General features: G+C 71.1%; 29 protein-coding genes, 1 tRNA gene and 1 pseudogene. 23 read left to right on the forward strand and 8 right to left on the reverse strand.

What is annotated here, in order from left to right:
* The first annotated feature begins 24 nt into the window (after positions 1–24).
* The 4 genes from JOD60_RS09080 (at position 25) to JOD60_RS09095 (ending at position 4,236) form a co-directional block, all read left to right on the forward strand.
* Complete coding sequence (locus JOD60_RS09080) at positions 25–1,182, forward strand: Na+/H+ antiporter NhaA (protein ID WP_076690334.1); 1,158 nt, start codon at positions 25–27, stop codon at positions 1,180–1,182.
* The gene (locus JOD60_RS09085; protein WP_157127919.1) at positions 1,140–1,892 is read left to right on the forward strand and encodes a nucleoside triphosphate pyrophosphohydrolase; all 753 of its coding nucleotides are present in this window, start codon (positions 1,140–1,142) and stop codon (positions 1,890–1,892) included. Before JOD60_RS09080 ends, JOD60_RS09085 begins: the two co-directional genes overlap by 43 nt.
* A 147-nt stretch (positions 1,893–2,039) precedes the next feature.
* Positions 2,040–3,314, forward strand: a complete 1,275-nt coding sequence (hisS, locus tag JOD60_RS09090; protein ID WP_232321770.1) for a histidine--tRNA ligase — start codon at positions 2,040–2,042, stop codon at positions 3,312–3,314.
* A 91-nt stretch (positions 3,315–3,405) separates the two neighbouring features.
* A complete protein-coding gene (locus tag JOD60_RS09095) occupies positions 3,406–4,236 on the forward strand; it encodes an SGNH/GDSL hydrolase family protein (protein WP_084201962.1) in 831 nt (276 codons plus the stop codon).
* 3 nt (positions 4,237–4,239) lie between these two features.
* On the opposite strand, the gene JOD60_RS09100 is transcribed toward JOD60_RS09095, so the two are convergent.
* The gene (locus tag JOD60_RS09100; protein ID WP_084201963.1) at positions 4,240–4,620 is read right to left on the reverse strand and encodes a DUF4442 domain-containing protein; all 381 of its coding nucleotides are present in this window, start codon (positions 4,618–4,620) and stop codon (positions 4,240–4,242) included.
* Positions 4,621–4,667: 47 nt separating this feature from the next.
* On the opposite strand from JOD60_RS09100, the gene JOD60_RS09105 reads away from it, so the two are divergent.
* Together JOD60_RS09105 and JOD60_RS09110 are read left to right on the forward strand one after the other, a co-directional pair.
* A complete protein-coding gene (locus JOD60_RS09105; RefSeq protein ID WP_076690338.1) occupies positions 4,668–5,036 on the forward strand; it encodes a GntR family transcriptional regulator in 369 nt (122 codons plus the stop codon).
* The gene (locus JOD60_RS09110; RefSeq protein WP_076690339.1) at positions 5,033–6,034 is read left to right on the forward strand and encodes a DUF1648 domain-containing protein; all 1,002 of its coding nucleotides are present in this window, start codon (positions 5,033–5,035) and stop codon (positions 6,032–6,034) included. The genes JOD60_RS09105 and JOD60_RS09110 overlap by 4 nt, the downstream gene beginning before the upstream one ends.
* Before the next feature lie 11 nt (positions 6,035–6,045).
* Here the strand turns inward: JOD60_RS09110 and JOD60_RS09115 are convergent, their stop codons facing one another.
* A complete protein-coding gene (locus tag JOD60_RS09115) occupies positions 6,046–6,396 on the reverse strand; it encodes an energy-coupling factor transporter transmembrane component T family protein (protein ID WP_076690340.1) in 351 nt (116 codons plus the stop codon).
* A 23-nt stretch (positions 6,397–6,419) separates the two neighbouring features.
* Between JOD60_RS09115 and JOD60_RS09120 the strand changes: the two genes are divergently transcribed.
* The 11 genes from JOD60_RS09120 (at position 6,420) to JOD60_RS09170 (ending at position 15,897) form a co-directional block, all read left to right on the forward strand.
* On the forward strand, positions 6,420–6,761 hold the full coding sequence (locus JOD60_RS09120; protein ID WP_076690341.1) for a substrate-binding domain-containing protein: 342 nt from the start codon (positions 6,420–6,422) through the stop codon (positions 6,759–6,761).
* Positions 6,762–6,799: 38 nt separating this feature from the next.
* The gene (locus tag JOD60_RS09125) at positions 6,800–7,477 is read left to right on the forward strand and encodes an O-methyltransferase (RefSeq protein WP_076690342.1); all 678 of its coding nucleotides are present in this window, start codon (positions 6,800–6,802) and stop codon (positions 7,475–7,477) included.
* Positions 7,478–7,629: 152 nt separating this feature from the next.
* Positions 7,630–8,910: a phosphopyruvate hydratase gene (gene eno, locus JOD60_RS09130; RefSeq protein WP_076690343.1), complete on the forward strand. Its 1,281-nt coding sequence runs from the start codon at positions 7,630–7,632 to the stop codon at positions 8,908–8,910.
* Positions 8,911–8,983: 73 nt separating this feature from the next.
* Positions 8,984–9,535, forward strand: a complete 552-nt coding sequence (locus JOD60_RS09135) for a septum formation initiator family protein (protein ID WP_084201965.1) — start codon at positions 8,984–8,986, stop codon at positions 9,533–9,535.
* Between the two features lie 107 nt (positions 9,536–9,642).
* Positions 9,643–10,116, forward strand: a complete 474-nt coding sequence (locus tag JOD60_RS09140) for a DUF501 domain-containing protein (RefSeq protein ID WP_076692136.1) — start codon at positions 9,643–9,645, stop codon at positions 10,114–10,116.
* Positions 10,113–11,468 (forward strand): S8 family peptidase, encoded by a 1,356-nt coding sequence (locus JOD60_RS09145; protein WP_076692137.1) that lies wholly within the window; start codon positions 10,113–10,115, stop codon positions 11,466–11,468. Before JOD60_RS09140 ends, JOD60_RS09145 begins: the two co-directional genes overlap by 4 nt.
* A 56-nt stretch (positions 11,469–11,524) precedes the next feature.
* The gene (locus tag JOD60_RS09150) at positions 11,525–13,069 is read left to right on the forward strand and encodes an NAD(P)/FAD-dependent oxidoreductase (protein ID WP_076690345.1); all 1,545 of its coding nucleotides are present in this window, start codon (positions 11,525–11,527) and stop codon (positions 13,067–13,069) included.
* A gap of 165 nt (positions 13,070–13,234) precedes the next feature.
* Positions 13,235–13,307: transfer RNA gene (locus JOD60_RS09155), tRNA-Leu, on the forward strand.
* 28 nt (positions 13,308–13,335) lie between these two features.
* Complete coding sequence (locus JOD60_RS09160) at positions 13,336–13,608, forward strand: hypothetical protein (RefSeq protein WP_076690346.1); 273 nt, start codon at positions 13,336–13,338, stop codon at positions 13,606–13,608.
* Positions 13,609–13,610: 2 nt separating this feature from the next.
* Complete coding sequence (locus JOD60_RS17205) at positions 13,611–15,440, forward strand: alpha/beta hydrolase (RefSeq protein WP_076690347.1); 1,830 nt, start codon at positions 13,611–13,613, stop codon at positions 15,438–15,440.
* A gap of 70 nt (positions 15,441–15,510) precedes the next feature.
* Positions 15,511–15,897, forward strand: coding sequence for a hypothetical protein (locus JOD60_RS09170; RefSeq protein ID WP_076690348.1), 387 nt, complete (start codon positions 15,511–15,513; stop codon positions 15,895–15,897).
* 30 nt (positions 15,898–15,927) lie between these two features.
* Here the strand turns inward: JOD60_RS09170 and JOD60_RS09175 are convergent, their stop codons facing one another.
* The 3 genes from JOD60_RS09175 to JOD60_RS09185 form a co-directional block, all read right to left on the reverse strand.
* Complete coding sequence (locus JOD60_RS09175; protein WP_076690349.1) at positions 15,928–16,329, reverse strand: DNA-binding transcriptional regulator Fis; 402 nt, start codon at positions 16,327–16,329, stop codon at positions 15,928–15,930.
* Entirely contained in the window at positions 16,326–16,826 is a 501-nt protein-coding gene (locus tag JOD60_RS09180; protein WP_076690350.1) for a hypothetical protein, read from the reverse strand. Before JOD60_RS09180 ends, JOD60_RS09175 begins: the two co-directional genes overlap by 4 nt.
* A 72-nt stretch (positions 16,827–16,898) precedes the next feature.
* Complete coding sequence (locus JOD60_RS09185; RefSeq protein ID WP_157127920.1) at positions 16,899–17,309, reverse strand: hypothetical protein; 411 nt, start codon at positions 17,307–17,309, stop codon at positions 16,899–16,901.
* A 337-nt stretch (positions 17,310–17,646) separates the two neighbouring features.
* Here JOD60_RS09185 and JOD60_RS09190 point away from each other — a divergent pair.
* Positions 17,647–17,778: pseudogene (locus JOD60_RS09190) on the forward strand (IS3 family transposase); the annotation flags it as partial.
* A 38-nt stretch (positions 17,779–17,816) separates the two neighbouring features.
* On the forward strand, positions 17,817–18,086 hold the full coding sequence (locus tag JOD60_RS09195; protein WP_076692138.1) for a hypothetical protein: 270 nt from the start codon (positions 17,817–17,819) through the stop codon (positions 18,084–18,086).
* Positions 18,087–18,101: 15 nt separating this feature from the next.
* On the opposite strand, the gene JOD60_RS09200 is transcribed toward JOD60_RS09195, so the two are convergent.
* Complete coding sequence (locus JOD60_RS09200) at positions 18,102–18,884, reverse strand: hypothetical protein (protein WP_076690352.1); 783 nt, start codon at positions 18,882–18,884, stop codon at positions 18,102–18,104.
* Between the two features lie 144 nt (positions 18,885–19,028).
* Entirely contained in the window at positions 19,029–19,676 is a 648-nt protein-coding gene (locus JOD60_RS09205) for a TetR/AcrR family transcriptional regulator (RefSeq protein ID WP_084201966.1), read from the reverse strand.
* A gap of 34 nt (positions 19,677–19,710) precedes the next feature.
* Between JOD60_RS09205 and JOD60_RS09210 the strand changes: the two genes are divergently transcribed.
* Positions 19,711–20,937: an MFS transporter gene (locus JOD60_RS09210; RefSeq protein WP_076690353.1), complete on the forward strand. Its 1,227-nt coding sequence runs from the start codon at positions 19,711–19,713 to the stop codon at positions 20,935–20,937.
* Between the two features lie 57 nt (positions 20,938–20,994).
* Here JOD60_RS09210 and JOD60_RS09215 read toward each other — a convergent pair whose 3' ends face one another.
* The gene (locus tag JOD60_RS09215; RefSeq protein WP_076690354.1) at positions 20,995–21,447 is read right to left on the reverse strand and encodes a VOC family protein; all 453 of its coding nucleotides are present in this window, start codon (positions 21,445–21,447) and stop codon (positions 20,995–20,997) included.
* Positions 21,448–21,546: 99 nt separating this feature from the next.
* On the opposite strand from JOD60_RS09215, the gene JOD60_RS09220 reads away from it, so the two are divergent.
* The 3 genes from JOD60_RS09220 to JOD60_RS09230 all read left to right on the forward strand — a co-directional run bounded on the left by JOD60_RS09220 (position 21,547) and on the right by JOD60_RS09230 (position 25,183).
* Complete coding sequence (locus JOD60_RS09220; protein ID WP_076690355.1) at positions 21,547–22,551, forward strand: helix-turn-helix transcriptional regulator; 1,005 nt, start codon at positions 21,547–21,549, stop codon at positions 22,549–22,551.
* 71 nt (positions 22,552–22,622) lie between these two features.
* Entirely contained in the window at positions 22,623–23,873 is a 1,251-nt protein-coding gene (locus tag JOD60_RS09225) for an alanine racemase (RefSeq protein ID WP_084201967.1), read from the forward strand.
* Positions 23,870–25,183 carry a D-arabinono-1,4-lactone oxidase gene (locus JOD60_RS09230; protein ID WP_076690356.1) on the forward strand — a complete coding sequence of 438 codons (1,314 nt, stop codon included), beginning with the start codon at positions 23,870–23,872 and terminating at the stop codon, positions 25,181–25,183. The genes JOD60_RS09225 and JOD60_RS09230 overlap by 4 nt, the downstream gene beginning before the upstream one ends.
* Positions 25,184–25,280 lie beyond the last annotated feature (97 nt).

Genomic DNA, 25,280 nt, shown 5'->3' on the forward strand with positions numbered 1-25,280 from the left:
GTTCCCGACCCTGAAAGCAGACGCATGGCCTTGTTGCGCTCCGCCCGTTTCCCCGCCCTCCTCCTGCTGATCGCGGCTGTCGTCGGCCTGGTGCTGGCCAACACCCCCCTCGCAGATGCCGCCTTCGCCGTGAAGGACGCGTACCTCGGCGTGCCGGGCGTGTTCGAGATGTCCGTCGGGCACTGGATCCAGGACGGCCTGCTCGCGGTCTTCTTCTTCGTCGCCGCGGTCGAGCTGCAGTTCGAGCTGACGAACGGCCAGCTCGCCTCGCCGAAGCGTGCGGTCCTGCCCGCGATCGCCGCTACCGGCGGCGTGCTCGTGCCGATCGCCGTGTATCTCGCGATCGCCGGCGGGTCCGACGCGGCATCCGGCTGGCCGATTCCGACCGCGACCGACATCGCCTTCGCGCTCGGTGTGCTCGCGGTGTTCGGCCGCGGGCTGCCGTCCGGCGTTCGGGTGTTCCTGCTGGCGCTGGCGATCCTCGACGACATCGTCGGGATCGTCTTCATCGCGGTGCTGTTCACGTCCGACGTCGACTTCGGGATGCTGCTTCTCGCCGTCGTCGCCCTCGCGGTGTTCGCAGTCTGCAGCCGGATCCTCGACACGCGTGCGCGCGGGGCCGCGGTCATCGGCCTCATCGTGTCCTCGCTCGTCACCTGGTACGCCGTGTACCAGTCGGGCGTGCACGCGACGATCGCCGGTGTCGCTCTCGGACTCGCGATGGCCCAGCATCCGGCGATGCGCGCCCTGCACGCCCTCGAGCCGTGGGTGAACGGACTCGTCCTGCCGCTGTTCGCGCTGAGCGCCGCGCTCGTCGTGATCCCGGCGGTGCCGGCGCGGGAGCTCTCCCCGGCGTTCTGGGGTGCGCTCGTCGCGCTGCCCATCGGCAAGCTCGTCGGCATCGCCGTCGCCGGTGGCATCGCGCAGCGGATGCTGCGGGTTCCGGCCCCGGCGGCCCTCACGATGGGCGACCTGCTCGCCGCCGGTGCGCTCGGCGGCATCGGGTTCACGGTGTCGCTCCTGCTGAGCGAGCTCGCCTTCGCCGGTGCTCCCGGCATCCGCGACCAGGCGACTCTCGGCGTGCTGGCGGGCTCGGCGATCTCCCTCGTTCTGGCCGCGATGCTCGTATCGTGGCGGGCATGGCACCACAGGCGCACGACCGCGCAGACCCGCGACAGCTGAGCACCGATCCGCTGCGGCAGGCCGCCGAGACCATGCGGGCCGTGCGGGAGCGGTGCGTGTGGTCGCAGCGGATCACGCACGAGGATCTCGTTCCGTATCTCGTCGAAGAGTCCGCTGAGCTGATCGACGCCGTCGAGGCGGGAACGAGGGCCGACCTCCGCGAAGAGCTGGGAGACCTGCTGTGGCAGGTGCTGTTCCACGCCGCGATCGCCGCACAGGACGAGGCCGACCCGTTCGACATCGACGACGTCGCGGCGGGCCTGGTCGAGAAAATGGTTCGCCGGCATCCGCATGTCTTCGCGGATGCCGTGGCGCGCACGCCCGAGGAGGTCCTGATCCACTGGAACGCGGCGAAGGCCGCCGAGAAGCACGAGCGCCGGTCGGTGCTCGACGGGGTGTCGGAGCACATGCCCGCGCTCGCCCTCGCGCAGAAAGTCCTCGGCAAGTCCGCCCCCCTCGGAATCCGCCCGCCCGCGAGACACGCCGCGGGCACCGAGACCCGCGATGTGCACCACGGTCTCGGTGCACAACCGGTGTCTCGCGCCGACGGCGCCGCGGCGGAGCCGAGCCCGGAGACCGAGGCCGAGCTCGGCGACGCCCTGCTGGCGCTCGTCGGTGTGGCGCGGGAGCGGGGCTGGGACGCCGAGCGGGCGCTCCGCGAGCGGATCCGGGTGCTGCAGGACGAGGTCCGCGCCGTCGAGGGCGGCTGACCGCGCCGGCCGGCGGCCAGAACTCCACAGATCTGCGGTCGTATCGCGGAGAAAGTCGCCGTCGGCGGTCGCCGCACGTCGGATCCGTGGAGTTTCATCGCGACCTGGAAGAATGGCCCGGTGCCCACCGTGAACCCGCCGCGCGGCATGCGCGACTTCCTCCCCGCCGACAAGGCCCGCCGCGAGCGCGTGCTCGCCGTCATCCGCGACCGCTACCGTGCGCACGGGTTCGACGAGATCGAGACGCCCGTCATGGAGGACTACGACCGCCTGCACGCGGGCATCGGCGGCGACAACGAGAAGCTCGCCTTCAACGTCCTCCGGCGGGGACTGGATGCCGATGCCATCCGCTCCGGCGCCGACGACCCCGCCGCGCTCGCCGACCTCGGCCTGCGGTACGACCTGACGGTCCCGCTCGCGCGGTTCTACGCCAGCCACCGGGCGGAGCTGCCGACGGTGTTCCGCGCGATCCAGATCGCCCCGGTGTGGCGCGCGGAGCGGCCGCAGAAGGGTCGCTACCGCCAGTTCGTGCAGTGCGACATCGACATCATCGGCGATGCGACCGGCCGCGCCGAGGCGGAGCTCGTCGTCGCGACCCTCGACACCCTCGACGCGCTGGGCCTCGAGGGCGGCACCATTCGGATCAACGACCGCCGTGCTCTGGACTGGATGCTGGAGTCGTTCGGCTTCACCGCCGATGAGCGCCCCGGGGTGCTCATCACGATCGACAAGCTCGACAAGATCGGACCCGACGGAGTGACCGCGGAGTTGCGCGAGCGCGGCGCGACGACCGCCGCCGTCGACGCTTTCGAGGCGTTCCTGCGCCGCCCGCAGACGCTCGAGTTCCGCCCGTACGGTGAGGGGCAGATTCGCAAGGCCCTGCCCGAGGGCGTGCCCGACGAGATCGTCGTCGACCTCGTCGCCATCGGCGAGGCGGTCGGGGCTGCCCGACCCTCGACAGGCGCGGGGGCGGGCAGCGGCATCCCGATCGTGTTCGACCCGTTCCTCGTGCGCGGCATGGGCTATTACACCGGCACGATCTACGAGCTCGCCCACCCGAGCGTCGACTACTCCCTGGGCGGCGGCGGCCGCTACGACGGCATGATCGGCCGCTTCCTCGGGCAGGACGTCCCCGCCGTCGGCTTCTCCATCGGGTTCGAGCGCATCGTCGACCTCGTCGCGGACGGTGAGGATGCCGCGGCATCCGCTGTCGTCCTCGTTCACGATCGCGACGTGCCGGTCGCCGAGCTCGTCGCCCTCAAGGCCGCGCTCGTCGCGGAGGGCGCACGCGTGCGGCTCGAACAGCGCACGAAGAACCTCAAGGCGCTCCTCGAGCGCGCCGCGGCCGACGGCTACACGGCATTCGCGATGGTGTCGGCCGGTGCCCTCCGCGCCGACCTCGAGCTCAAGCCGCTGTCCTGACTGCGCGCGCGTCAGGCTCCGCGGGCGCGTGTCCACCGGCGCGTCACCCGCGGGACGATCGGCGTTCATCGGCATGAGCTGGCATGGGCGCATGACTCGTCCACGCGACGTCGTGCCCTGGCCGTCGATCCTCGGGGCCGCCAGTGGCGTGGCCGCCGTGGGGCTCGTGTTCGTCGGCGGACGCGCGATGCTCGTGCGCCAGGCGGCGCTCGCGCGGCGGCGCATCGGCAAGCCGCTCGACGAGAACGCCCTCGACGCCGACCGGGTATGGGGCGGCCGCTTCGACGGGCCGCCGCTCAAGCTCGCCGTGTTCGGCGACTCGATCGCCGCGGGCCTCGGTGCCGAGCGCCGCAAGGACACCCTCGGCGCACGCCTCGCGAAGGGGCTCGCGCGAGCCGAGCGGCGCCGCGTGCGGCTGCGCACAGCCGCCGTCGTCGGCGCCGAGTCGTCGATGCTCGCGGCGCAGATCGACGACCTGCCGGACGACTACCGGCCCGACGTCGCCGTCATCGTCGTCGGCGGCAACGACGTCACCCACCGCGTGCCGGTCTCGGCGTCGGTCGGGCACCTCGACGCAGCGATCGGGTGCCTGCAGGAACTCGGTGCGGCAGTCGTCGTCGGGACGTGCCCTGATCTCGGGTCGCTGCGGCCCGTGCCGCAGCCGTTGCGTGCACTCGGCGCGCGCCTCTCGCGCCAGCTCGCCGACGCGCAGGCGGATGTCGTCGTCCGCCGCGGCGCCCGCACGGTGTCGCTGCGCCGTGCGGTCGGACCGTTCTTCGTGACGCAGCCGGAGGAGATGTTCAGCCTCGACCGCTTCCACCCGAGTGCGCTCGGCTACCGCCGCACAGCCGAGGCGCTGCTGCCCGCCGTGCGCGCAGCCCTCAAGGACAGACGCCGGCCCGAGCCCCAGCCGAGCGCCTGACGCTCAGCCCGCCGCGGCATCCGTCACGCGCCGCTTCTCGCGGACGTAGACCTCTCGGCGCACCCGGGCGACGACGTCGCCCGCGGCGTCCGTGATCTCGGTCTCGAACCACTCGAGCACCTTCGCGCCGCCCTTGGCGCGTTCACGCAGGGCAGCGGCCTGCTCGCTCGGCACGTGGAAGTGGGCCGTCAGCACGCCGCGCCCGGGCTTGAGCATCTCGATCTCGCCGCGCGTGTCCCACACGACGTAATCGCGGCCGAGCTGGTGCATCACGAGCATGAAGAAGTACGGATCGGTCATCGCCGACAGCGACCCGCCGAAGGCGGTCTTCACGTAGTTGCGCGTGAGCACGTTGACGTGCAACTCGACGGTCGCCGCGCACATCGATTGTGTCTCGCACACAAGTGTTCTAGTTGTACTAGAATGGATGCATGCTCCTCCGCATCGATCCGCAGGCGACGACGCCGCTGTTCACGCAGCTCGCCGACGCCGTCCGCGCCGAGGTCGTCGCCGGCCGCGTGCGCGCGGGGGAGCGCCTGCCGTCGGCGCGCGAACTGGCCGCAGCGCTCGAGGTGAACCTGCACACCGTGCTGCACGCCTACCAGCAGTTGCGCGACGAGGGCCTCGTGCAGATGCACCGCGGCCGCGGCGCCGTCGTGACCGCCGCCGCGGCGCAGTCCGCCGCGCTGCACGCCGACCTCACCGAGGTCGCCCGCCGCGCACGCGACCTCGGCATGCCCGCCGACGCATTCGCCGCGCTGGCCCGCCACGCCGCCCTGACCCTGGAGGAATCCGCATGACCGACCGTGCCCCGCTCGCCGTCCGCCGTTTCACTCTCGTGGCGATCGTGCTGCCGATCATCGTGACTGCGCTCGCGGTGGCGATCCAGGTGATCCTGCTGCCACGCGTGCCCGATCCGATGGCGATCCACTGGGGCTCCGGCGGTGGGCCGAACGGCTCGGGCCCCGCGTGGCTGATGATCGTCGTGACCCTCGTCGTCGGAGTAGGTGCGCCGCTGTTGATCGCACTGTCGGCGCATGCCGGGCTGCGCCGCGGCGACCGCGGCGCGACCTACCGCCTGCTCGGGGCGGTCGCCCTCGCGACCTCGGTGCTGATGGGCGTGCTCGGCGCGTGGACGTTCGCCGCGCAGGCGGGTCTCGCATCGTGGCAGGATGCTCCGTCGGTCGTCATCCCGCTCGTCGTCGCGTTCGCCGTCGCGGTCGTCGCGGGGGCGCTCGGATGGTTCGTTCAGCCTGACGAGCCGTACTGTCCGACGCTGCTCGCCGCGGGCGCGCCCATCGAGCTCGACGGCGACGAGCGCGCCGTCTGGCTGCAACGAGTGCAGCTTGCGCGCGGAGCCGCGATCGCGCTCGTCGCGGCGTTCGTGCTGCTGGTCGTGGTCACTCTTGTGAGCGTCTTCGCGGACGCGCCGGCCGGCTCGGTCGTGGTTCTCATCGTCGTCACCATCGTGTGTGCCGCGGCTGTCGTCTCGACGCTGGCCTTCCACGTCCGCGTCGACGCCGCCGGTCTGACGGTGAACTCGATCGTGGGCCTCCCTCGGGTGCACGTGCCGCTGCGCGACATCGCGTCGGTCGAGGCCGTCGATGTCAACCCGATGGGGGAGTTCGGCGGCTGGGGCATGCGCTGGGCTCCCGGCGGAGGCTTCGGCGTGGTGCTGCGCTCGGGCCCCGGCATCCGCGTGCACCGGACGAACGGCAAGGTCGTCACGGTGACGGTCGAGGATGCCGCGACGGGTGCTGCCCTCCTCGGGGCCCTCGCCGCCCGCGCGAAGGCCTGACCCGCAGTCCGCTACCGGTACACCGGCCAGGCGGCGCCGGCGGCGAAGGCGACGGCGATCGCGAAGAGCGTCACGACGATGACGATCACGTCGAGGGGGCGGATGCGCAGCTTCGCCATGCGGATGCGGCGGCCGTTCGCGTTCGCGGCGCCGTGCGTGAACCCGCGGGTCTCGAGCGCCTCGACCGTCGTGCGCACCGACTTCGCCGTGTTGAGGAAGATCGGGTAGAACGACAGCACCGCAAGCTGCGCCCACTGGACGCCGACGCGCCATCCCAGCAGGCCCTTCTTCGCCGGCGGCGCCGTGCGCAGCCGATAGCCCTCGAACACGATGCTGAACTCCTCGATGAGGATCGGCAGCATGCGGTATCCGTAGCTCACCCGTCGTGGAGGCCGAACCGGCGGTGCTGATCGCCGCGGTCGTGGAGCGCGCTGGCGAGGCGCCGACGGCGGTGTGCTGTGCGAACGACCGCCTGGCCGTCGACCTCATCGGGCGGGCGTTCGACGCGGGCATCCGGGTGCCGGACGCACTCAGCGTCGCCGGCTACGACGACATCGATCTCGCGTCGAAGCTGCGCCCGACGCTCACGAGCGTCGACCAGCCGCGCCGCGACATGGGCGCGCTCGCGCTGCGGCAGCTGACCGACATGCTCGCGGGAAACCCCGCCCGGCACGAGGTCGCGACGCCGACCCTCGTGGTGCGCGAGTCGACCGCGCAGGTGGCGTGACCGTTGACGCGAGCCCGTCGTGCGGGTTGGCTGGCGGCATGAGCGAACCACTCCCGCTGAGTGCGGATGCCGCCGATGCCGTCGACCGCTACCTCGTCGACACGCTGGTCGGCGAAGACCCGGCGCTCGCCGCGGCCGTCGACGCGCAGCGGGCGGCGGCGATGCCCGCCATCGAGGTCGCGCCGACGGGCGGCAAGCTGCTGCACCTGCTCGCGCGGGCGATCGGCGCGCGTCGCGTGCTCGAGATCGGCACGCTCGGCGGGTATTCGACGATCTGGCTCGCCCGGGCGCTGCCCGACGGGGGCCGCGTCGTCACGATCGAGGCCGAGCCCGCGCACGCCGCCGTCGCGCGGGCGAGCATCGATCGGGCGGGTGTGGGGGAGAAGGTCGAGATCCGCGTCGGCCGTGGTGCGGATGTGCTGCCGACGCTCGAGGATGCCGAGCCGTTCGATCTCGTCTTCATCGACGCCGACAAGGAGTCCAACTCGATCTACCTCGATTGGGCGGCCCGGCTCGGCCGGCCCGGCACGCTCATCGTCGTCGACAACGTCGTGCGCTCGGGTCGGGTCGCCGACCCGGCCGACGACAGCGCACAGGTCGCGGGCGTCCGCGCGGGACTTGCGATGCTGCGCGACGACCCCCGCTTCGACGCGACGGCGCTGCAGACGCTGGATGCCAAGGGGTGGGACGGCATCGCGCTCGCCGTCCTCGTCTGAGCCGGCGCGCGCGACCCCGCACCACCCACACGGACGTGACCCACGGACTTGATCCGGCGCCACCCACTGTGGCCGCGGCATCCGGGTCACTATGCTCGAAACCGGACCGACGACGCTCCGAGATCCATCCTCCACAAGCAAGGAGTTCCCCTGTGGCACTGATCGAGGCTGTAGGCGCACGCGAGATCCTGGATTCGCGTGGCAACCCCACCGTCGAAGTGGAGGTGCTGCTCGACGACGGGATCGTCCAGCGCGCAGCCGTCCCCTCCGGCGCATCCACCGGCGCGTTCGAGGCGTACGAGCTGCGCGACGGTGACAAGAGCCGCTACGGCGGCAAGGGCGTACTGAAGGCCGTCGCCGCCGTCATCGACGAGCTGGGCCCGGCCATCGAGGGCGTCGAGGCGAGCGAGCAGCGCGTCGTCGACGAGATCCTCATCGAGACCGACGGCACCGAGAACAAGTCGCGCACCGGCGCGAACGCGATCCTGGGCGTGAGCCTCGCGGTCGCCAAGGCGGCCGCCGACAGCGCCGACCTGCCCCTGTTCCGCTACCTCGGCGGACCCAACGCGCACGTTCTGCCCGTGCCGCTGTTCAACGTCATCAACGGCGGCGAGCACGCCGACAACGGCATCGACTTCCAGGAGTACTTCCTGGCTCCCATCGGCGCCGAGACCTACGGTGAGTCGCTGCGCTGGGGCACCGAGGTCTACCACGTCCTCAAGGGCGAGCTGAAGTCCGCGGGCTACAACACCGGCCTCGGCGACGAGGGCGGCTTCGCGCCCGACCTCCCCAGCAACCGCGAGGGCCTCGACTTCCTCATCAAGGCGATCGAGAAGGCCGGCTTCACGCCGGGCACCGACGTCGCCGTGGGACTGGACGTCGCCGCGACGGAGTTCTACAAGGACGGCGTCTACATCGTCGAGGGGCAGACCTGGTCGGCCGAGAAGCTCACCGACTACTTCGCCGACCTCGTCGCGAACTACCCCGTCGTCACGATCGAGGACGCCCTCGCCGAGGACGACTGGGACGCCTGGAAGCACCTCACCGACGCCATCGGCTCGAAGGTGCAGCTCGTCGGGGACGACCTGTTCGTCACGAACCCGGTCCGCCTGCAGAAGGGCATCGACCTGGGCGTCGCGAACGCGCTGCTCGTGAAGGTCAACCAGATCGGCACGCTGTCCGAGACGCTCGACGCGATCGCCCTCGCCACCCAGAACGGCTACCGGTCGATGCTCTCGCACCGCTCCGGCGAGACCGAGGACACCACGATCGCCGACCTCGCCGTCGCCGTCAACGCGGGTCAGATCAAGACCGGTGCGCCCGCCCGCAGCGAGCGCGTCGCGAAGTACAACCAGCTGCTGCGCATCGAGGAGGAGCTGGGGGATGCCGCGGTCTTCGCCGGCCGTGGCGCATTCCCGCGCTTCAAGGGCTGAGCAGAGGCTGAGTATCCCGCCGCCGCGTGGCGCCGTCCGGGCAACCCGACGATCGCCACGTAGGCTGGATCGCATGATGAGAGAGGGAGCCGGACGCGCCGCGCCGGCCCCCTCTCTTCGTGCATCCGGGGACGCCTCCCGCGGCGCTCGCGGCACCCGCACGCGCGGGCGGGTGGACGTGCGGGAGTGGGCCGGCGGCATCCGCTTCTCGGCGTTCACGGGGATCATGCTGGGACTCGTCGTCCTCGCGGTGTTCGTGTTGGTGCCGACGGTGGGCACCTACCTCGGGCAGCGGCAGCAGATCGCCGCGCTGGAGAACTCCGTCCGCGTCACCACCGAGCAGGTCGCTCAGCTGCAGCAGGAGAAGGACCGCTGGGCGGACCCCGCGTACATCGCCTCGCAGGCGCGCGCCCGGCTGTACTACTTCCAGCCCGGCGAGGTCGTCTACCTGATCGACGATGACCTGCCGGACACCGCGATCCCGCCCGAGCAGACCGCCGTCAGCGACCAGGTCGAGCAGACACGGGTGGACTGGATGTCGCAGCTCGTCCGCTCCGTCACCGGCGCGGGGCTCACCCAGACGGCGACGGGGCCGGCCGAGACGGGCACCGCCCCCGCCGGGTGACGGCTCAGCAGGAGATCAGCCGCCGCCGGTAGCCTGGAGCAGTGTCCCATCCGCAGTCGAACACCCATCCCGCGCTGACCGAGGCGACCGCCGCCGACCTCGAGGTCATGCGCGCGCAGCTCGGGCGGCCGATGCGGGGCGTGGTGGGCATCGCGGCACGCTGCGTGTGCGGCAACCCCACGGTCGTCGCCACCGAGCCGCGGCTGCCGGACGGAACGCCGTTCCCGACGTTCTACTACCTGACCCACCCCGGCGCGACGGCAGCGATGTCGGCGCTGGAGGCGACGCAGGTCATGCGCGAGTTGTCCGAGGTGCTCGAGGACGACGCGGACGTGGCGGCGGCGTACGCCGCCGCGCACGAGGCGTATCTATCTGACCGTGCGGTGTACGGCGAGGTCCCCGAGATCGAGGGGATCTCGGCCGGGGGGATGCCGACGCGCGTGAAGTGTCTGCACGCCCTCGCCGGCCACGCGCTGGCCGCCGGTCCCGGGGTGAACCCCATCGGCGATCTCGCCCTGGAGCGCGGCGACTGGTCGCCGCAGCGGTGCACCTGCGCGCAGCCGCGCGGTGGGGCGGCATGACGGTCCGCGCCGCGCGCCTTCTCGTGGCCGCCGGGCTCGTCCTCACGAGCGCGGCGGGCGTGGGTGCGACGTCGGCGGATGCCGGCGTCACCGCGCCCGCCGAGGTAGCGCCGCCCGCCGGAGTCGCCGCGCCTGCCGTGGCGACCCCGCCGGCGGGAGAGGTCGACCCGGTCCGCGCCGCCGAGTACTGGCTCGACGAGTACGGCGTGCGCACGGCGTGGGGGACCACGAAGGGCAAGGGAACGACCATCGCGATCATCGACACGGGCATCGGTCGCAACCCGGTCGAGTTCTCCGGCGCCGTCGTCGGGGGAGCGGACTTCTCTGGGGCGGGGTCCTCCGACGGCCGCACGCCGGTCGGCGCCGTGGACGGCAACCACGGCAGCTGGGTGGCCTCCCTCGCCGCGGCACGCGGCACGGGCGCGGAGACCGGGATGATCGGTGTCGCGCCGGAGGCGAGCCTACTGTCGATCTCGATCGGGTTCGGGGCGGCATCCTCGGTGCCGTTCGTGCAGCAGGTCGCCGACGCGATGACGTGGGCCGTCGATCACGGCGCCGACGTCATCAACCTGTCGTTCACGACCAACACGCTGACGTGGGACCCGCTGTGGGACACCGCGTTCCAGTACGCGTTCGATCACGACGTCGTCGTCGTCGTCGCGGCCGGCAACCGGGGGACCGGCACCGACCAGGTGGGGGCGCCCGCGACGATCCCCGGCGTGCTGACGGTCGGCGGGGTGAACCGGGCCGGCGTCGCCAGCGTGGAGGCGTCGACGCAGGGGATCACGATCGGGATCTCCGCGCCCAGCGAACAGCTGCTGGGCGTCTCGGCGGACGGGCAGATCGTGGAGTGGAGCGGGACGAGCGGCGCCGCGCCCCTCGTCGCCGGCATCGCCGCCCTCGTGCGGTCGGCGCATCCCGAACTCGACGCGAACAATGTGATCAATCGGATCCTCAAGACCGCCAAGCCCGCCGCCGCGGCGACGCGCGTGCCCGATGCGACGTACGGATTCGGGCTGATCGACGCTGCCGCCGCGGTCTCGGCGAACGTCGCGACGGTGAGCGCCAGCCCGCTCCCGGGCCTGACTCTTGAGGAATGGATCCGCCTGTATCGGCGGGCCGAGGTGGCGCCGCAGCCGACACCGACGGCGACGCCGGTGCAGCTGGATCCGCTGCCGAAAGCCGATCAGGTGGAGCGTCGATCGCCGCTGCTGCCGAGCGCCGACACCCTCCGCTACGGCACGGTGCCGCTCGTGGGTGCCACCCTGGCGGCTATACTGGTCGCGCTCGGCGTCACCGCTGCTGCCCGGCGCATCAGATCGGAACGGGCCCACCGCACTCCGAGCCGTTGATCCAAGGAGTACTCCCCCCTGTGACTAGCACAGCGACCAGCACGGCGTCTTCTGCCGTGCCCAAGATCCTCATCGTCGGCGGCGGCTACGCCGGTTTCTACACCGCGTGGAAGCTCGAGAAGCACCTGCGCAAGGGCGAGGCCGAGGTCACGATCGTCGACCCGCTGCCGTACATGACGTACCAGCCGTTCCTCCCCGAGGTCGCTGCGGGCGAGATCGAGGCGCGCCACGTCGTCGTGGGCCTGCGCCGTCACCTGAAGAAGACGCGGGTCATCACCGCGAAGGTGACCGGCATCGACCACGCGCACAAGACCGCGACGATCACGCCCGAGGTCGGCGAGCCCTGGCAGGAGAGCTACGACCAGATCGTGGTGACCGCCGGTGCGGTCTCCCGCACGTTCCCGATCCCCGGCATCGCCGAGAACGCGATCGGCCTGAAGACGATCGAGGAGGCGGTCGCGATCCGCGACCGCATCCTCACGAACTTCGACCGCGCCGCGAACCTCCCGCCCGGGCCGGAGCGCGACCGCCTGCTGACGGTCGTCGTGGTCGGCGGCGGGTTCGCGGGCATCGAGGTGTTCGCCGAGATGCGCGCGCTCGCGTCGTCGCTGCTGCCCGACTACCCGCAGCTGCGCTTCGAAGACACGCACTTCCACCTGATCGAGGCGATGAGCCGGATCATGCCCGAGGTGTCGCTGAAGACGAGCGAGTGGGTGCTGAAGGACCTCGCCAAGCGGGGCGCGTACGTGCACCTGGACACGCAGGTCACCGGTGCCGTCGACGGGAACGTCGAGCTGTCGACCGGTGAGGTGCTGCCGACCGACCTCATCGTCTGGACCGCCGGCGTCATGGCGAACCCGACCGTCGTCCGCGGGAGCGACCTGCCGGTCGAGGAGCGGGGCCGCATCCGCACCCGCGCCGACCTGCGCGTCGGTACGCCCGACGAGGTCGTCGAAGGCGCGTGGGCCGCCGGTGACGTGTCGGCCGTGCCCGACCTCACGGGCAAGGGCGTGGGCGGATACTGCGTCCCCAACGCGCAGCACGCCGTGCGTCAGGCGAAGCTGCTCGCGAAGAACCTCGTCGCCGTGCTGCGCGACGAGGTGCCCCGCGAGTACATCCACAACAACCTGGGCGCCGTCGCCGGCCTCGGGCTCTACAACGGCGTGTTCCAGTCGGGCAACCTCGCGCTCAAGGGCTTCATCGCCTGGTGCGCGCACCGTGGCTACCACGGCCTGGCCATGCCCTCGTGGGAACGCAAGTGGCGCGTCATCGGCGACTGGTGGCACAACTTCTGGCTGGGCCGCGACAACGTGTCGCTGCAGACCGTGCAGAACCCGCGCTACGTCTTCGAGGAGTTCGCCGCGCGTCCGCGTCCGGCCGCTCCCGAGGCGCCTGCGGCGCCCGCCGCGGCTCCGGCCGCCCCGGCGATCGACCCGAAGTCCGTCGTCGGCGAGGCGGCCCCGGTCGCCGGCGAGAAGGCCGACAAGCCGACGGATGCCGCGACGCCTGCAGCCGTGGAGGCGTCTGCTGTTGCCGCGCCCGCGAAGACGGAGACCAAGGCTCCCGCGAAGAAGAAGGCCCCGGCGAAGGCTAAGGCCTGACCCGCTTTTCACACGTCAGCGAGCCCCCGTCCCTTCCGGACGGGGGCTCGCCTCGTCCCCACCGTTGCAAGCCCCCGGTCGTCGAGCGAGCGAGGTGCATCCCGGCGGTCGTTGAGCGAGCGAGGAACGAGCGAGACGAAACGCGGCGACTACCCTGGAGCCAGGGCCCCCATAGCCCAATGGCAGAGGCAGGCGACTTAAAATCGCTTCAGTCTGGGTTCGAGTCCCAGTGGGGGCACGCAATCTCGCGGGTTTAGGGTGAGGGCATGGCAGACGTCCTGCTGGAGGGAGCGATCCTGGCGGAGTACGCCGCGGCGCTGGCCAGCGTTCCGGCGGATGTGACGTGGGATCTCACCGTTCCTGGCTCCGGGACCTTCGGGTGCGTGGAGGTTGCTGACGCTGTCTCCAGCGTGGGCGCGCTCCAGCACGGGCGAGCGGATGTGCTCGTTGAGGAGACGCGACGGGTGGCGGGGTTCCCGGCCCGCGTGGCGGAGCGGTTCGCGGCCACCGATCAGGGTCTCGCCCGGAGCATCCTGTGAGCGTGGACGCCACGAACCCGGGCAAGGGTGACCCGGCTGGCATCCTGCGCACGGCCGAGGAACGTGCCGACAAGGCGGCCACGGTGCGCACCGCGGCGACGACGATGGCCAGGCTTGCCGGCGAGTCAGGCAACGTGTGGGCGGGCGTGGCGCAGGTCGAGTTCGCGTCATCCGCCGCACGCGCATCGACCGAGTTGGAGGTGCTCGCGTCCCGGTGGGAAGCGGAAGCGGCAGCGTTGTCGACGTACGCCCGAGCCGTGCAGGAGATTCAGGACGCGCAACTGCCGTTGCGCCTGCGGCTGGAGGACGCGGCGGATGATCGGCGGTCGCTGGGTTTGCAGTACGCGGACGCCGAGCTCGAGTCTGCTATTGCGTACGCGCCGCTCGCCGCGGAGGAGGCAACCCAGCGGCGGAACTGGCTGTCCTGGGAGATCAACGAGACAGACGCGCTGCTGACCCGGTTGCAGGGCGACTGGGACGAACTGGTCGCGCAGCGACAGGCCGCGGACCGCGCCTGTGTCGACGCGCTGTCGGGTGCTGAGGTGACGGGGTTCTCACCTGCCTTGCTCGCGGGTAACGTCACCGGGGCGACGCTGCTGGGACTGTCTGTGACGAACCTGCTGGTGCTGGCGCGCAACGACCCCGACGCCCTGGCGCCGATGACCGGGAATGACCCGGCGGCGACGGCGACGTGGTGGGATGCGATGCCGGAGGCTGACCGGCATCGCCTGATCGAGGCGGCGCCAGGTGTGATCGGGAACCTGGAGGGTGTGCTGTACGCCGACCGCGACCAGGCGAACCGTATCTGGCTCGACCAGCAACTCGCGCAGGCGAGAAACGCCCTGGACAATGCTGAGCAGTCGCCGGACTTCTGGCAGCTCCTCATGAATCCGCGCGGCACGAGCGACGCGCAGGCCTTCGCCATCGCTGAGGCCCGTCAACGGCTGGAAGGCCTCGAGGGAGTGCAGCGATCCCTGCGCACGGTCGATGGCGCTGAGCCGCGCTACCTGATCTCGCTCACCGCAGACACGCCTCCACTGGCGGCGGTCGCCATCGGCAACGTCGACACCGCCGATACCGTTAGCTACACGGTTCCCGGGATGAGCGCGACCACCGCAGACATGCGCGGATGGGCGCAATCAGCGGAGAACCTGCTGAACCGCCAGGCAGTCGTGGATCCGGGGCGTACGCACGCCGTTATCGCGTGGATGGGTTATGAGACTCCGCCCGTGCCGGTCCTGCAGGGCGGGTTCGACGTGCTCGACACGAAGCTCGCCGAAGCTGGCGCGGTCGAGCTGAACACGGCACTCGGCGGGCTCAGTGCCGTGCGTCCCGACGCGGTCACCAACATCGTCGCGCATTCGTACGGCACTACTACAACCGCTATCGCCCTGTCCACTCCCGGGTCGCACGTGGATGCGTTTGTCTCTTTGGGTTCTGCGGGGTTGCCTTCGGACATCGACGAGGCCAGGGACCTGCGCGCGGACGCCGTCTACGCCGGTCAGGCCAGATCCGTCATGGCTATTGATCCTGAGCCGGGAGACCAATGGGCATGGTCGGGCCGCCTCGGTAACCATCCGGTCGACCCGGCCGGACCCACGTTCGGTGCCGTGACCTTCGGAACGGACTCGGGCGTCGGAGGCAGCCCCGTCACCGACCACGGCACCGCAACAGCCTCAGGCAACGGATACCTCGACCTTCAGACCGAATCGCTGAACAACGTTGCTAATGCGACCACCGGGCACGCCGATAGGCTCACGGAGCGGCTACCGTCAGAACCGACGATGCTTCAGAAGGCACTCATCGAAGGAGCGAGCGGTGGTCTCTACTAGCCGAACGGTGACCATCGCTCTCCTCGCGGTCACGGTCGGTCTGCTCACAGCCTGCCAATCAGGAGAGGCAATGACACCGCATGAGGCACGCGACCAGCTCGTCGCCACCATTGAAGAGACCGGCGCCCTGCTCGACGTTCCCGGATGGGAACGCGCCTCCGCGCCGACCATCCAAGACTGCGATGGCGGCAACGGCGTCAAGTACGGGTACAGCTACTCATCGCCACCACCCGACGGTGACCACCTCGCCGACGCGAACACCGTCGCCGACCATTGGAAGTCACTCGGCATGACAGTTCGCATCGACACCTCGAACGATCCCGTCGTCTACGCCGAGGGCGGCCCTGTCGAGGGATTGTCGTTTGGGACCGGTCCTGGGAACTATTACATCGCTGGCTCGTCCCTGTGTGTCCCGGGGAATGCCGACGACCTCGTCGACGAGGAGTACAACGGCTGAGGCAGCAGCAGGGCGCAGGTCTCGCGTCGGCTAGAACGTGGCTATCTCCTGCTGCCGCCGGTACTCGTCCAGGGAGCACAGCGCGGCGATCCAGAGCTCGGGTACGCGTCCGTCAGGACCGACGGGAATGAAGTCCGCAGCGACAGCCCGCACGACCGCGCTGTAGCTAGCGCCGATGGCCTCGGCAAACTCCCGCCGTGTCCGTGCGCCGCCGGTCCATTCGAAGCCGAGTCGCTGTGGACCCTGGTGAGGCTCGTGCGCAGCACGAGCCGAGCCGTTCGGTGAGGGCAAAACCCGAGCCGGAACCCACCGCTTGCGCGGCGCCGTGTACACGACCGGGACTTCACCGCGCGAGAGATGCTCCCAGAGCGTCGTGCGCGAGATGCCGAGCAGTTGCGCGGCGCGGGTCGTCGTGACAAGCGGCGCGCTCATGCCGCGGCTCCCTGCTCCTGGAAGCTGGCCCGGACCAGGCCGCGCAGGATCGCCTGCTTGCGCGCGTCATACGTGCCGAGGTGCGCCTCGTCGATCCGGCCCTCGGCGTCGACCAGGGCTCGCGGAAGTCGCACTGGTGGCGGAACCGGCTTGCCCTCGAAGGCGCGCATCCAGCGCTTATCTGCGGGAACGCGCAGCCACATCACGCGGCCCTGCGCGTCGCGCACGTCGTCACCCAGATCCGCGATGCCGGCGGCCGCAACAACGTGGCGCGGATCCTGTGGCAGCTCGGTGACGAAGCCGCCCTCGACGACGACGCCGGGACGCGGCGCTCGCGCACGGTTGACGCGGCGATATTCGCGAACCTCGGCGTCGGCAGGTTCACCGCCGGCTCGTGCCGCCTTCTGGCGCGCGTCGAGCGCGCGCTGACGGGCGCGACGCGGCTCGCCCGGCCGGCAGCAGGCGCAGGTGTGCTCCTCGGTGGTGGATCCGCACATGTGGTTCTCCTTCTTGATGTGTCGCGGGCGCGGCGGGTGAGAGGGAGGGCCGACCGGCCCTCCCTCAGGTGGTCAGGCGTATTCGGCTTCACGCGCTGCCTGCTCGGCAAGCCAGGCATCCTCTTCGCGTCGGTCGGTGCTCAGCTCGGGGAGTAGTTCCGTGATGGCGCTGAGAAGGTCTGAGACCGTCGGCTGGATGACTTCTCCGGCATGCATCCATACGTCGAGCGCGCTGCCGTAGCTGCTGGCCTCGTGACGTTCGTAGGGCTCGTGACCGAGCATGAAGCTGAGGTCTTCCGGGGAGACCACGACGCGGAGTGTGACGGTGACGCCTTGGGCGGAGTCCAGTTCAACGTCGCGGTCGGCGTCGTCGATGACATCCATATCGAGGAGCCGCACCTCGGGGTAAGTCCATCGGGTTACGTAGTCGTCAGGACCGTCTTCCTGCAGTTCGAGAGAGAAGGTCAGGGTTGCAGTTGCCATGTGATGGCCTTTCTGTTGATTGGCCTTCCGGCCGCGTTATGATCAGCTCTTGCTCTTCTGCCCATTACCCTGCGGCGAACGAAAACGCAGTCTCCATTGCCCTCGGGCACGATCCCTATGCGCGGCGCAAACGATGGTTTGTGACCATGAGCGGTGACCGCCTCCAGGCGCACGGCTGGACCCGTCGATCCGCAGGCGACGTGCGGCCAGAAACCCACGTCCTGACCGCTGCGGAGCGACGTACGTTTGTGACCGCCTGGCAAACCGAGACGGGCGAGCCGTTTGAAGCGCCCTGAGTTTGTCGGAGGCTCCTGACCTTGGAAACGAGGATGGGGTTATGCCCAAGGAACTGGCGAATGGGAAGCCGACGACGCGTCGCTACTCGGTCGAGGAGAAGGCCGCCGCAGTGCGGATGGTGAGGACGCTGCGCGCCGAGCTTGGCGTCACGCAAGGAACGGTCCAGCGGGTCAAGCGTCCGTCCTGCGTCGGTGCCGTAGCGTGATGAGCATGTCTTCCTCCGTCGAACGTCGTTCCAATCCGACCGCCTGGGCTGCTTTCTGGGTCGCCCTCGCCGGCCTCGTCCTCATGCCCATCCCGCTGTTCATCGGGCTGATCGTGGGCGGCGGTCTGTCCGTCATCGCGGCGATCCTGGCAGTGATCGCGCTGCTCAAGGGGCTTGCGCGCAGCGGCAAGGGCATCGCCCCCGTCGTCTTCGCCGCGATCTTCATCGCGCTCACCTGGGGCGGCATCTCGGTTGGCGGCGGCGTCATCTGGTAGGTCGGCCGCCGACGTTCACCACCCGAGGCGTCGAGCGACGGCCTCCGCGGCGGCCGTGGGGAAACCGTCCCAATCGGGCTCGAGGATCCGCCGGGTCAGCTCGAACAGTCGATGCGCAGCCTGCTCGGCGGGCGCGTCGAGCGCTGAGGAGATCTCCGCGGCCCATCCCGGGTAGTCCGTCTCGAAGCGGCGCGTCGGGTCGATCGCATCGCGTGTTGCGGGCGCCCGACCAGGAAGCCGACCGCGGATCGCCCGGAGCAGGTGGTTCGCCGCCCAGGTGCGGATGAACTGGCCGCCGTTCAGGATCTCTCCCCGTCGCACTCGGCCGACTCCGATCAGGAGCTTCACGAGCACGAGTCGCACATCGTTCTCGGGATCGAACGCATCGCGCGTCTCGGTCGTGGCCTGGCCGGCGGCGATCACCTCGGCCGTCGCGCCGTCCTCATCCACGACGACGCTGGCCTCGCCTGCCACGCTCCCCGCGAGCTCTGCTGGCTCGGCGATCGCGAACTCGAGCACATGGCCGTCGTCGTACAGCGCGACGAAGCCGAGCCCGCCCTCGCGCGCGGTCAGCAGTACCCGCTCCCGGTCCGGCAGCCAGTCGAGCGATGCGCGCGCCTCGTCGCCTCTGGTGGGTGCCGCGATCGCGAAGAAATCGTGGTCCGACCATTCGTCGCGACGGCCCCTGCCCGCAGCGGATGCCGAACCGAGAAGAACCAGTCCGATCAGCGCATCGGTCGCGCGGACGCCGGCAGCCAGGCTGTCGCTGATCGACTCGAAGCGATCGGCCGCGCTCATCGCGCGTGCCTCTCGGGGGACGCCGTCGACAGGAGTCGTGGTCGGTGCATGGAAACCTCCGCGGTGACGAATGTGGATCGCGGTTGCACCAGGTCTGTGACAGAGCCGTTCAGTTGTGGCGGCCGCGGTCTTCGCGGCTGCGCCTCACGATAGGGGGCGCGCGGCGCGGACCGCAACATCCGGCGCTCCGCCCGCCGTCACCCGCGCGATCGCCAGCGCGACCTCATCGCGGTCGCGCGGCATGTCGTCGAGCGCGTAGTGGATCGTGAGCCCCTCGATGAGCGCGTCCACCAGGCGGGCCGTCTGCGGGTCGAAGTGGCGCTCGAGCGCCGCGCGGCTGCGCGCCATCCACGCCGTGGTCAGCGCGCGATACTGCGGTTCGCGCGCTGCCAACGTGTATAGTTCGTGCGTCAGCACCTGGTCGCGTTGCGTCCCGAACACGTCGTCCAGGATGATGGCGGCCACCGCAGCGCGCGCCGACGCGAGATCGGTTGCGGCGGCCATTCGCCGCTCGAATCCTGCGCTCACCGTGGTCGCGAAGCGGGTGAACGCCTCGTGCAGCAGCTCGTCGATCCCCGCGAAGTGATAAGTCATCGACCCCAGCGGAACCCCGGCCGCCTGCGCGATGCGCCGGTGCGACGCACCGGCGACGCCCACCTCGGCGATGACGTCGAGGCACGCGTCGATGATCCGGTCGCGCCGGTCGGGGTCGGTCCGGCGGGGACGCCGCGGGGGAGTGCCGTCGTCAGCGGGCGGCACCGCGGCATCCGCTGTCGGGGACCGTCGCGTCATACGTCACCTTCCTTGATGTGTACGATCGTACATTGTGTACTCCCTCCTGCTCGCGATCATCTACATCGCCTTCGTTAGCCTCGGCCTGCCCGACTCGCTCCTCGGCGCCGGATGGCCCGTCATGCAGCAGAGCCTGGACGTCCCGGTCGGCTTCGCCGGCATCGTCACCATGATCATCGCGAGCGGCACGGTCCTCTCCAGCCTCGCCTCCGAGCGCCTCACCCGCCGCTTCGGCGCGGGCCTGGTCACCGCCGTCAGCGTCGCGATGACCGCCGCCGCGCTCTTCGGCTTCTCCGCCTCGGGCGAGTTCTGGATGCTCTGCCTGTGGGCGATCCCGTACGGACTCGGCGCCGGCGCGGTGGATGCCGCGCTCAACAACTACGTCGCCCTGCACTACGCGGCGCGACACATGAACTGGCTGCACAGCTTCTGGGGCGTCGGCGCCTCCATCAGCCCGTTCATCATGAGCTATGCCATCACCTCCGGCCTCGGCTGGTCGGGCGCGTACCTCATCGTCGGTGTGATCCAGGCCGTCCTCACCTTCGCCCTCCTCGTGAGCCTGCCGCTGTGGGGCAAGGTCAACACCGTCACGGCGCCGGCCGCCGACGCGGCGGGTGATGTCGACGCAGATCCGGATGCCGGGGAGACGCCGGCCGGCAAGGGCAGCGCCCACGTCTCACTCGCGACGGCCCTCCGCATCCCGGGAGTGGTCCTCATCCTCGCCGCATTCTTCGCGTACTGCGCGCTGGAGAGCACCTCGATCCTCTGGGCGTCGACCTACCTCGTCGAAGAGCGCGCCGTGGACCCCGCGACCGCCGCGGCGTTCGGCTCCCTCTTCCTCCTCGGCATCACGGCGGGCCGCTTCCTCGCCGGCTTCGTCGCCGATCGCGTGGGGGACCGGCAGCTCATCCGTGGCGGGTTCGTCGCCGTAGGCCTCGGCGCGCTGATGCTCGCCCTGCCCCTGGACACCACGATCGTCGCCCTCGCCGGCCTCGTCGTGGCGGGCCTCGGGTCGGCTCCGATCTACCCGGCGATCATCCATTCCACGCCGGTCAACTTCGGCCGCCGCAACTCGCAGGCGATCATCGGCATCCAGATGGCCGCCGCGTACGCCGGCTCGACCCTCGCCCCGCCGCTGTTCGGCGCGCTCTCGGCGTGGGCCGGCCTGTGGATCCTGCCGCTGTTCCTGCTCGTCCTCGTCGCGCTCGGTCTGGTGATGTCGGAGCGCCTCAACCGGATGGTCGCGCGGCGCGCCGTGTGATCATCCGCCGTGCACGGCATCCGGTGGGAGCCGCGCACGGCGGGCTGCGCCGTGTGATCAGGCGGCGACGGTCACGCTCCACGTGACGCCGAAACGATCGGTGAGCATGCCGAAGCCGGCACTCCACGCTGACGCCGCGAGGGGTTCGATCACAGTGCCGTCGACGGCGAGAGCGCGCCACAGGGGCAGCAGCTCGTCCAGGGTCGCCGCCGACAGCGACACGAACATCGCCTGATCGGTCAGCGTCGCGCTGTTCTCCCGGCGCGTCCGTCGGCCGCCGATGATCCCGCGGGTCGTCTCGCCGAGGACGTCGTAAGCCATGATGCGGAAGCCGCTGTCTGCGGTCACGAGACCGAAGACGACGCGGTCGGCGCCGGGCGCGTCGGTGGGCATTCCGAGTTCGCCGTAGGTGGTGACGACGACCTCGCCGCCGAACACGGAACGGTAGAACTCCAGTGCGGCACGAGCCTCGCCGCCGAAGTTGAGGTGAGTGGTGGTCTGAACGGTCATTGCGGTTCCTCCTCGGCGCCGGTCCGGATGACCGGCTGGGCTCACTCTTCCCCGCATTCAGGTCAGGTTCTGTCCGTGATCCGCATTACCCTCGGGGTCATGACGACGACCGCGCGACTGCTGCAGCTGCTCTCGCTGCTGCAGACGGGGCGCGAGTGGCCCGGCAGCCTCCTCGCCGCACGCCTCGACGTGAGCGAGCGCACCGTGCGTCGCGACGTGGAACGGCTGCGGGACCTCGGCTACCGCATCGCGGGACGGGTCGGGCCCGCCGGCGGCTACCGCCTCGAGGCCGGCAGCGACCTGCCGCCGCTGCTGTTCGACGCCGATCAAGCACTCGCGGTCGCCATCGCGCTGCAGACCGTACGCGGCGGAACGCCGATGGACGAGGCCGCGCGCCGCGCGCTCGGGACGATCCGGCAGGTGCTGCCGGCACCGCTGCGCCACCGCCTGGACGCCGTCGAGGTCACGACGGTGTCCGTCCCCGGTGACGGCCCCGCACCCGACGTCTCCCTGGATGCCGTCGCCACCGTCGCCGCAGCGATCAGAGCCCGCGAGACGCTCCGCTTCGACTACAGCCCCAGGGGAGCGGACGGCGAGACCCTCGATACCGCCCGCCCGCCGCGACGGGCTGAGCCGCACCATCTCGTGACCGCCGGCGGGCGCTGGTACGTGCTGGCGTGGGACGTCGACCGCGTCGACTGGCGGGTGTTCGCGCTCGATCGGCTGCGGCTGCGCACCCACAACGGCGCGCGCTTCGCGCCCCGCCCGGTGCCCGGCGGGGACGCCGCCGCGTTCGTCTCGGGGCGGTTCCGCGGCTCGGAGAGCGGCGAATGGCCGTGCCGGGGCACGGTGCTCCTGCGCCTGCCGGCGCGCGACGTGCTGCCCTTCGCCGGTGACGGCATCGTCGTCGCGATCGGCGACGAGGCCTGCACGCTCGAGGCGGGATCGTGGTCGTGGGTCGCACTTGCCGCATCCTTCGCACGCTTCGACGCGCCGATGGAGGTCATCGGGCCCGCAGAACTCAGCGCGGCCTGCGCGACGCTCGCGGAACGATTCGCGGATGCCGCGAGCCGCGCCGCCGACGGGACGTCTGCGCTGCGGTGAACCCGCGTCCTCGCGTGCGTGACACTGCGGCTCAACTACGCTGAGAGCACCCGCGCGAAGGAGCCCGATCCATGAGCCTCGACCTGCTCCCCCCCACGCCCGCGAGCGCCGCTGCGCCCGCCACGGCCGAGCCGTGGCGCGACCCTGCGACGTCGTGGCGCGAACGCACCGCCGCCATCGCAGGTCTCTCCGGCCCGGTAGCGGCCATCGACGTCGACGCGCTCCGCTACAACGCCTTCGACCTCGTCGTGCGCTCCAGCGGCGTCCCCATCCGCGTCGCCAGCAAGTCGATCCGTGTCCGGGACGTGCTCGACGCCGCCCTCGCCCTGCCCGGGTACCGGGGCATCCTCGCCTTCACCCTCCCCGAGGCGCTCTGGCTCGCCGAGACGCACGATGACATCGTGCTCGGGTACCCGACGGTCGACCGCGCCGCGCTCGCGACCCTCGCCGCCGATGCGGAGGCGGCGTCCCGCATCGCCCTCATGGTCGACGACCTCGCCCAACTCGACCTCGTCGACGCCGTCGCGGCGCCGGCATCCCGCGCCGAGATCCGCGTCGCGATCGACGCGGACGCCTCCTGGCGGGCACCGGTGCTCGGCCACATCGGCGTCCGCCGGTCGCCCGTGCATGACGCCGCCGAGGTCGCCCGGCTCGCACGCGGCATCGCCCGGCGCCCCGGCTTCCGTCTCGTCGGGCTCATGATGTACGAAGCGCAGATCGCCGGGCAGCCCGACGACACCGGCTCGGGCGACGCCGTCATCCGATGGATGCAGCGGCGCTCCGGCCAGGAGCTGCTGGACCGTCGCGGCGCGATCGTCGCCGCCCTCCGCGAGATCGCGCCCGTCGAGTTCGTCAACGGCGGCGGCACCGGATCGCTGGAGTCCACGGCATCCGACCTCGCCGTCACCGAGACCACCGCCGGCAGCGGACTGCTCGCGGGCCACCTGTTCGACGGCTACCGCGCCTTCACGCCGGCGCCCGCGGCCGCGTTCGCCCTCGAGGTCGTCCGAAAGCCCACCCCCGACATCGCGACGGTCCTCGGCGGCGGATGGATCGCCTCCGGCCCGCCCGTCGCGAGCCGCCAGCCCCTGCCGGTCTGGCCGGAGGGATTGCACACGCTCGGCCGCGAAGGCGCCGGTGAGGTGCAGACCCCGCTGCAGGGCGAGGCGGCGCGCGGCCTGCGGGTGGGCGACCGGGTGTGGTTCCGGCACGCGAAGAGCGGCGAGCTGGCCGAACGCGTCGACCGCTACCACCTGACCTCCGGCGATCGCCTGGTCGGCGAGGCGCCGACCTACCGGGGCGAGGGGAAGGCGTTCCTGTGACGAGGCCCGGCGGAACCTGGCAGAACTGGGGACGCACCGAGAAGGTGCGGCCCCAGCTCGTAGAGTACCCGACGACCATCTCCGCCGTCCGCCGATCGGTCCGCTCGGCCTCCGCCCGCGGCCGCGCGATCAAGGCCGTCGGCGCGGGTCACAGCTTCACCGGCATCGCCGTCGCGCCGGGCACCCTGCTCGATCTCAGCGACCTGTCCGGCCTCGTCTCGGTGGACCGCGAGCGTTCGCGAGTGCGCCTGCTCGCGGGAACGCGGCTGCACCGCATCCCCGCTCTTCTCGCTCCCTACGGGCTCGCGATGACCAACCTCGGCGACATCGACCGGCAGTCGATCTCTGGAGCCGTCTCCACCGGCACGCACGGCACGGGACTCCGCTTCGGGGGACTGGCCACTCAGGTCGTCGGCGCCACCCTCGTCACCGCCGACGGCGAGCTGCTCACCGTCGATGAGGAGGAGAACGCCGAACTGCTTCCGGCCGTCGCCCTCGGACTCGGTGCCCTCGGCATCCTCGTCGACGTCACGATCCAGTGCGTCCCCGCCTTCGTCCTGCGCGCGGTCGAGCGTCCCGAGCCGCTGCCTGACGTCGTCGCAGGCTTCGGCGAGCGGGTGAAGGATGCCGACCACTTCGAGTTCTACTGGTTTCCGCACACCGATGTCGCCCTCACCAAGACCAACACGCGTCTGCCGTCGGATGCCGCGACCCACCCGCTCGGCGCCGTCACGAGGTTCGTCGACGACGCGCTGATCGGCAACGGCGTGCACCAGGCCGTCTGCAGCGCCGGTCGAGCGGTGCCGGCCCTCGTCCCCGGCATCAATCGCCTGTCGGCGAGGGTCTGGGGCGACCGGGAGTTCTCCGACCTGTCGCACCGGGTCTTCGCGACCAGCCGCAGCGTCCGCTTCCGCGAGATGGAGTACGCCGTCCCCCTCGAGCGCCTGCCCGACGCGTTCGCCGCCGTGCAGCGGGTCATCGACGCGAACGGCTGGCGCATCGAGTTCCCGATCGAGGTGCGCGCCGCCGCCGTCGACGATCGGTGGCTGTCGACGGCGCACGGCCGCGACAGCGGCTACATCGCGGTCCATCGCTACTGGCGCGCCGACCCGACCGACTACTTCGCCGCGGTCGAAGAGGTCATGCTCGCCCACGATGGCCGACCGCACTGGGGCAAGATGCACACGCTCGACGCCGCGGCGCTGCGCACCCGCTACCCGCGGTTCGAGGAGTTCATCGCGCTGCGCGACCGGGTCGACCCCGAGCGCCGGTTCCGCAACCCCTACCTCGACCGCGTGCTCGGCGCCTGATCGGCGCGCGCCGCCGCCCTGGCCCCATGGTGCGGACGAGGGTGGAAAACGCCTGAGAGTGCGGGCACGGGAGGAAGCCCCCGGCATCCGCGCCGAT

Source organism: Microbacterium aurum (genome assembly GCF_016907815.1).
GTDB lineage: Bacteria > Actinomycetota > Actinomycetes > Actinomycetales > Microbacteriaceae > Microbacterium > Microbacterium aurum.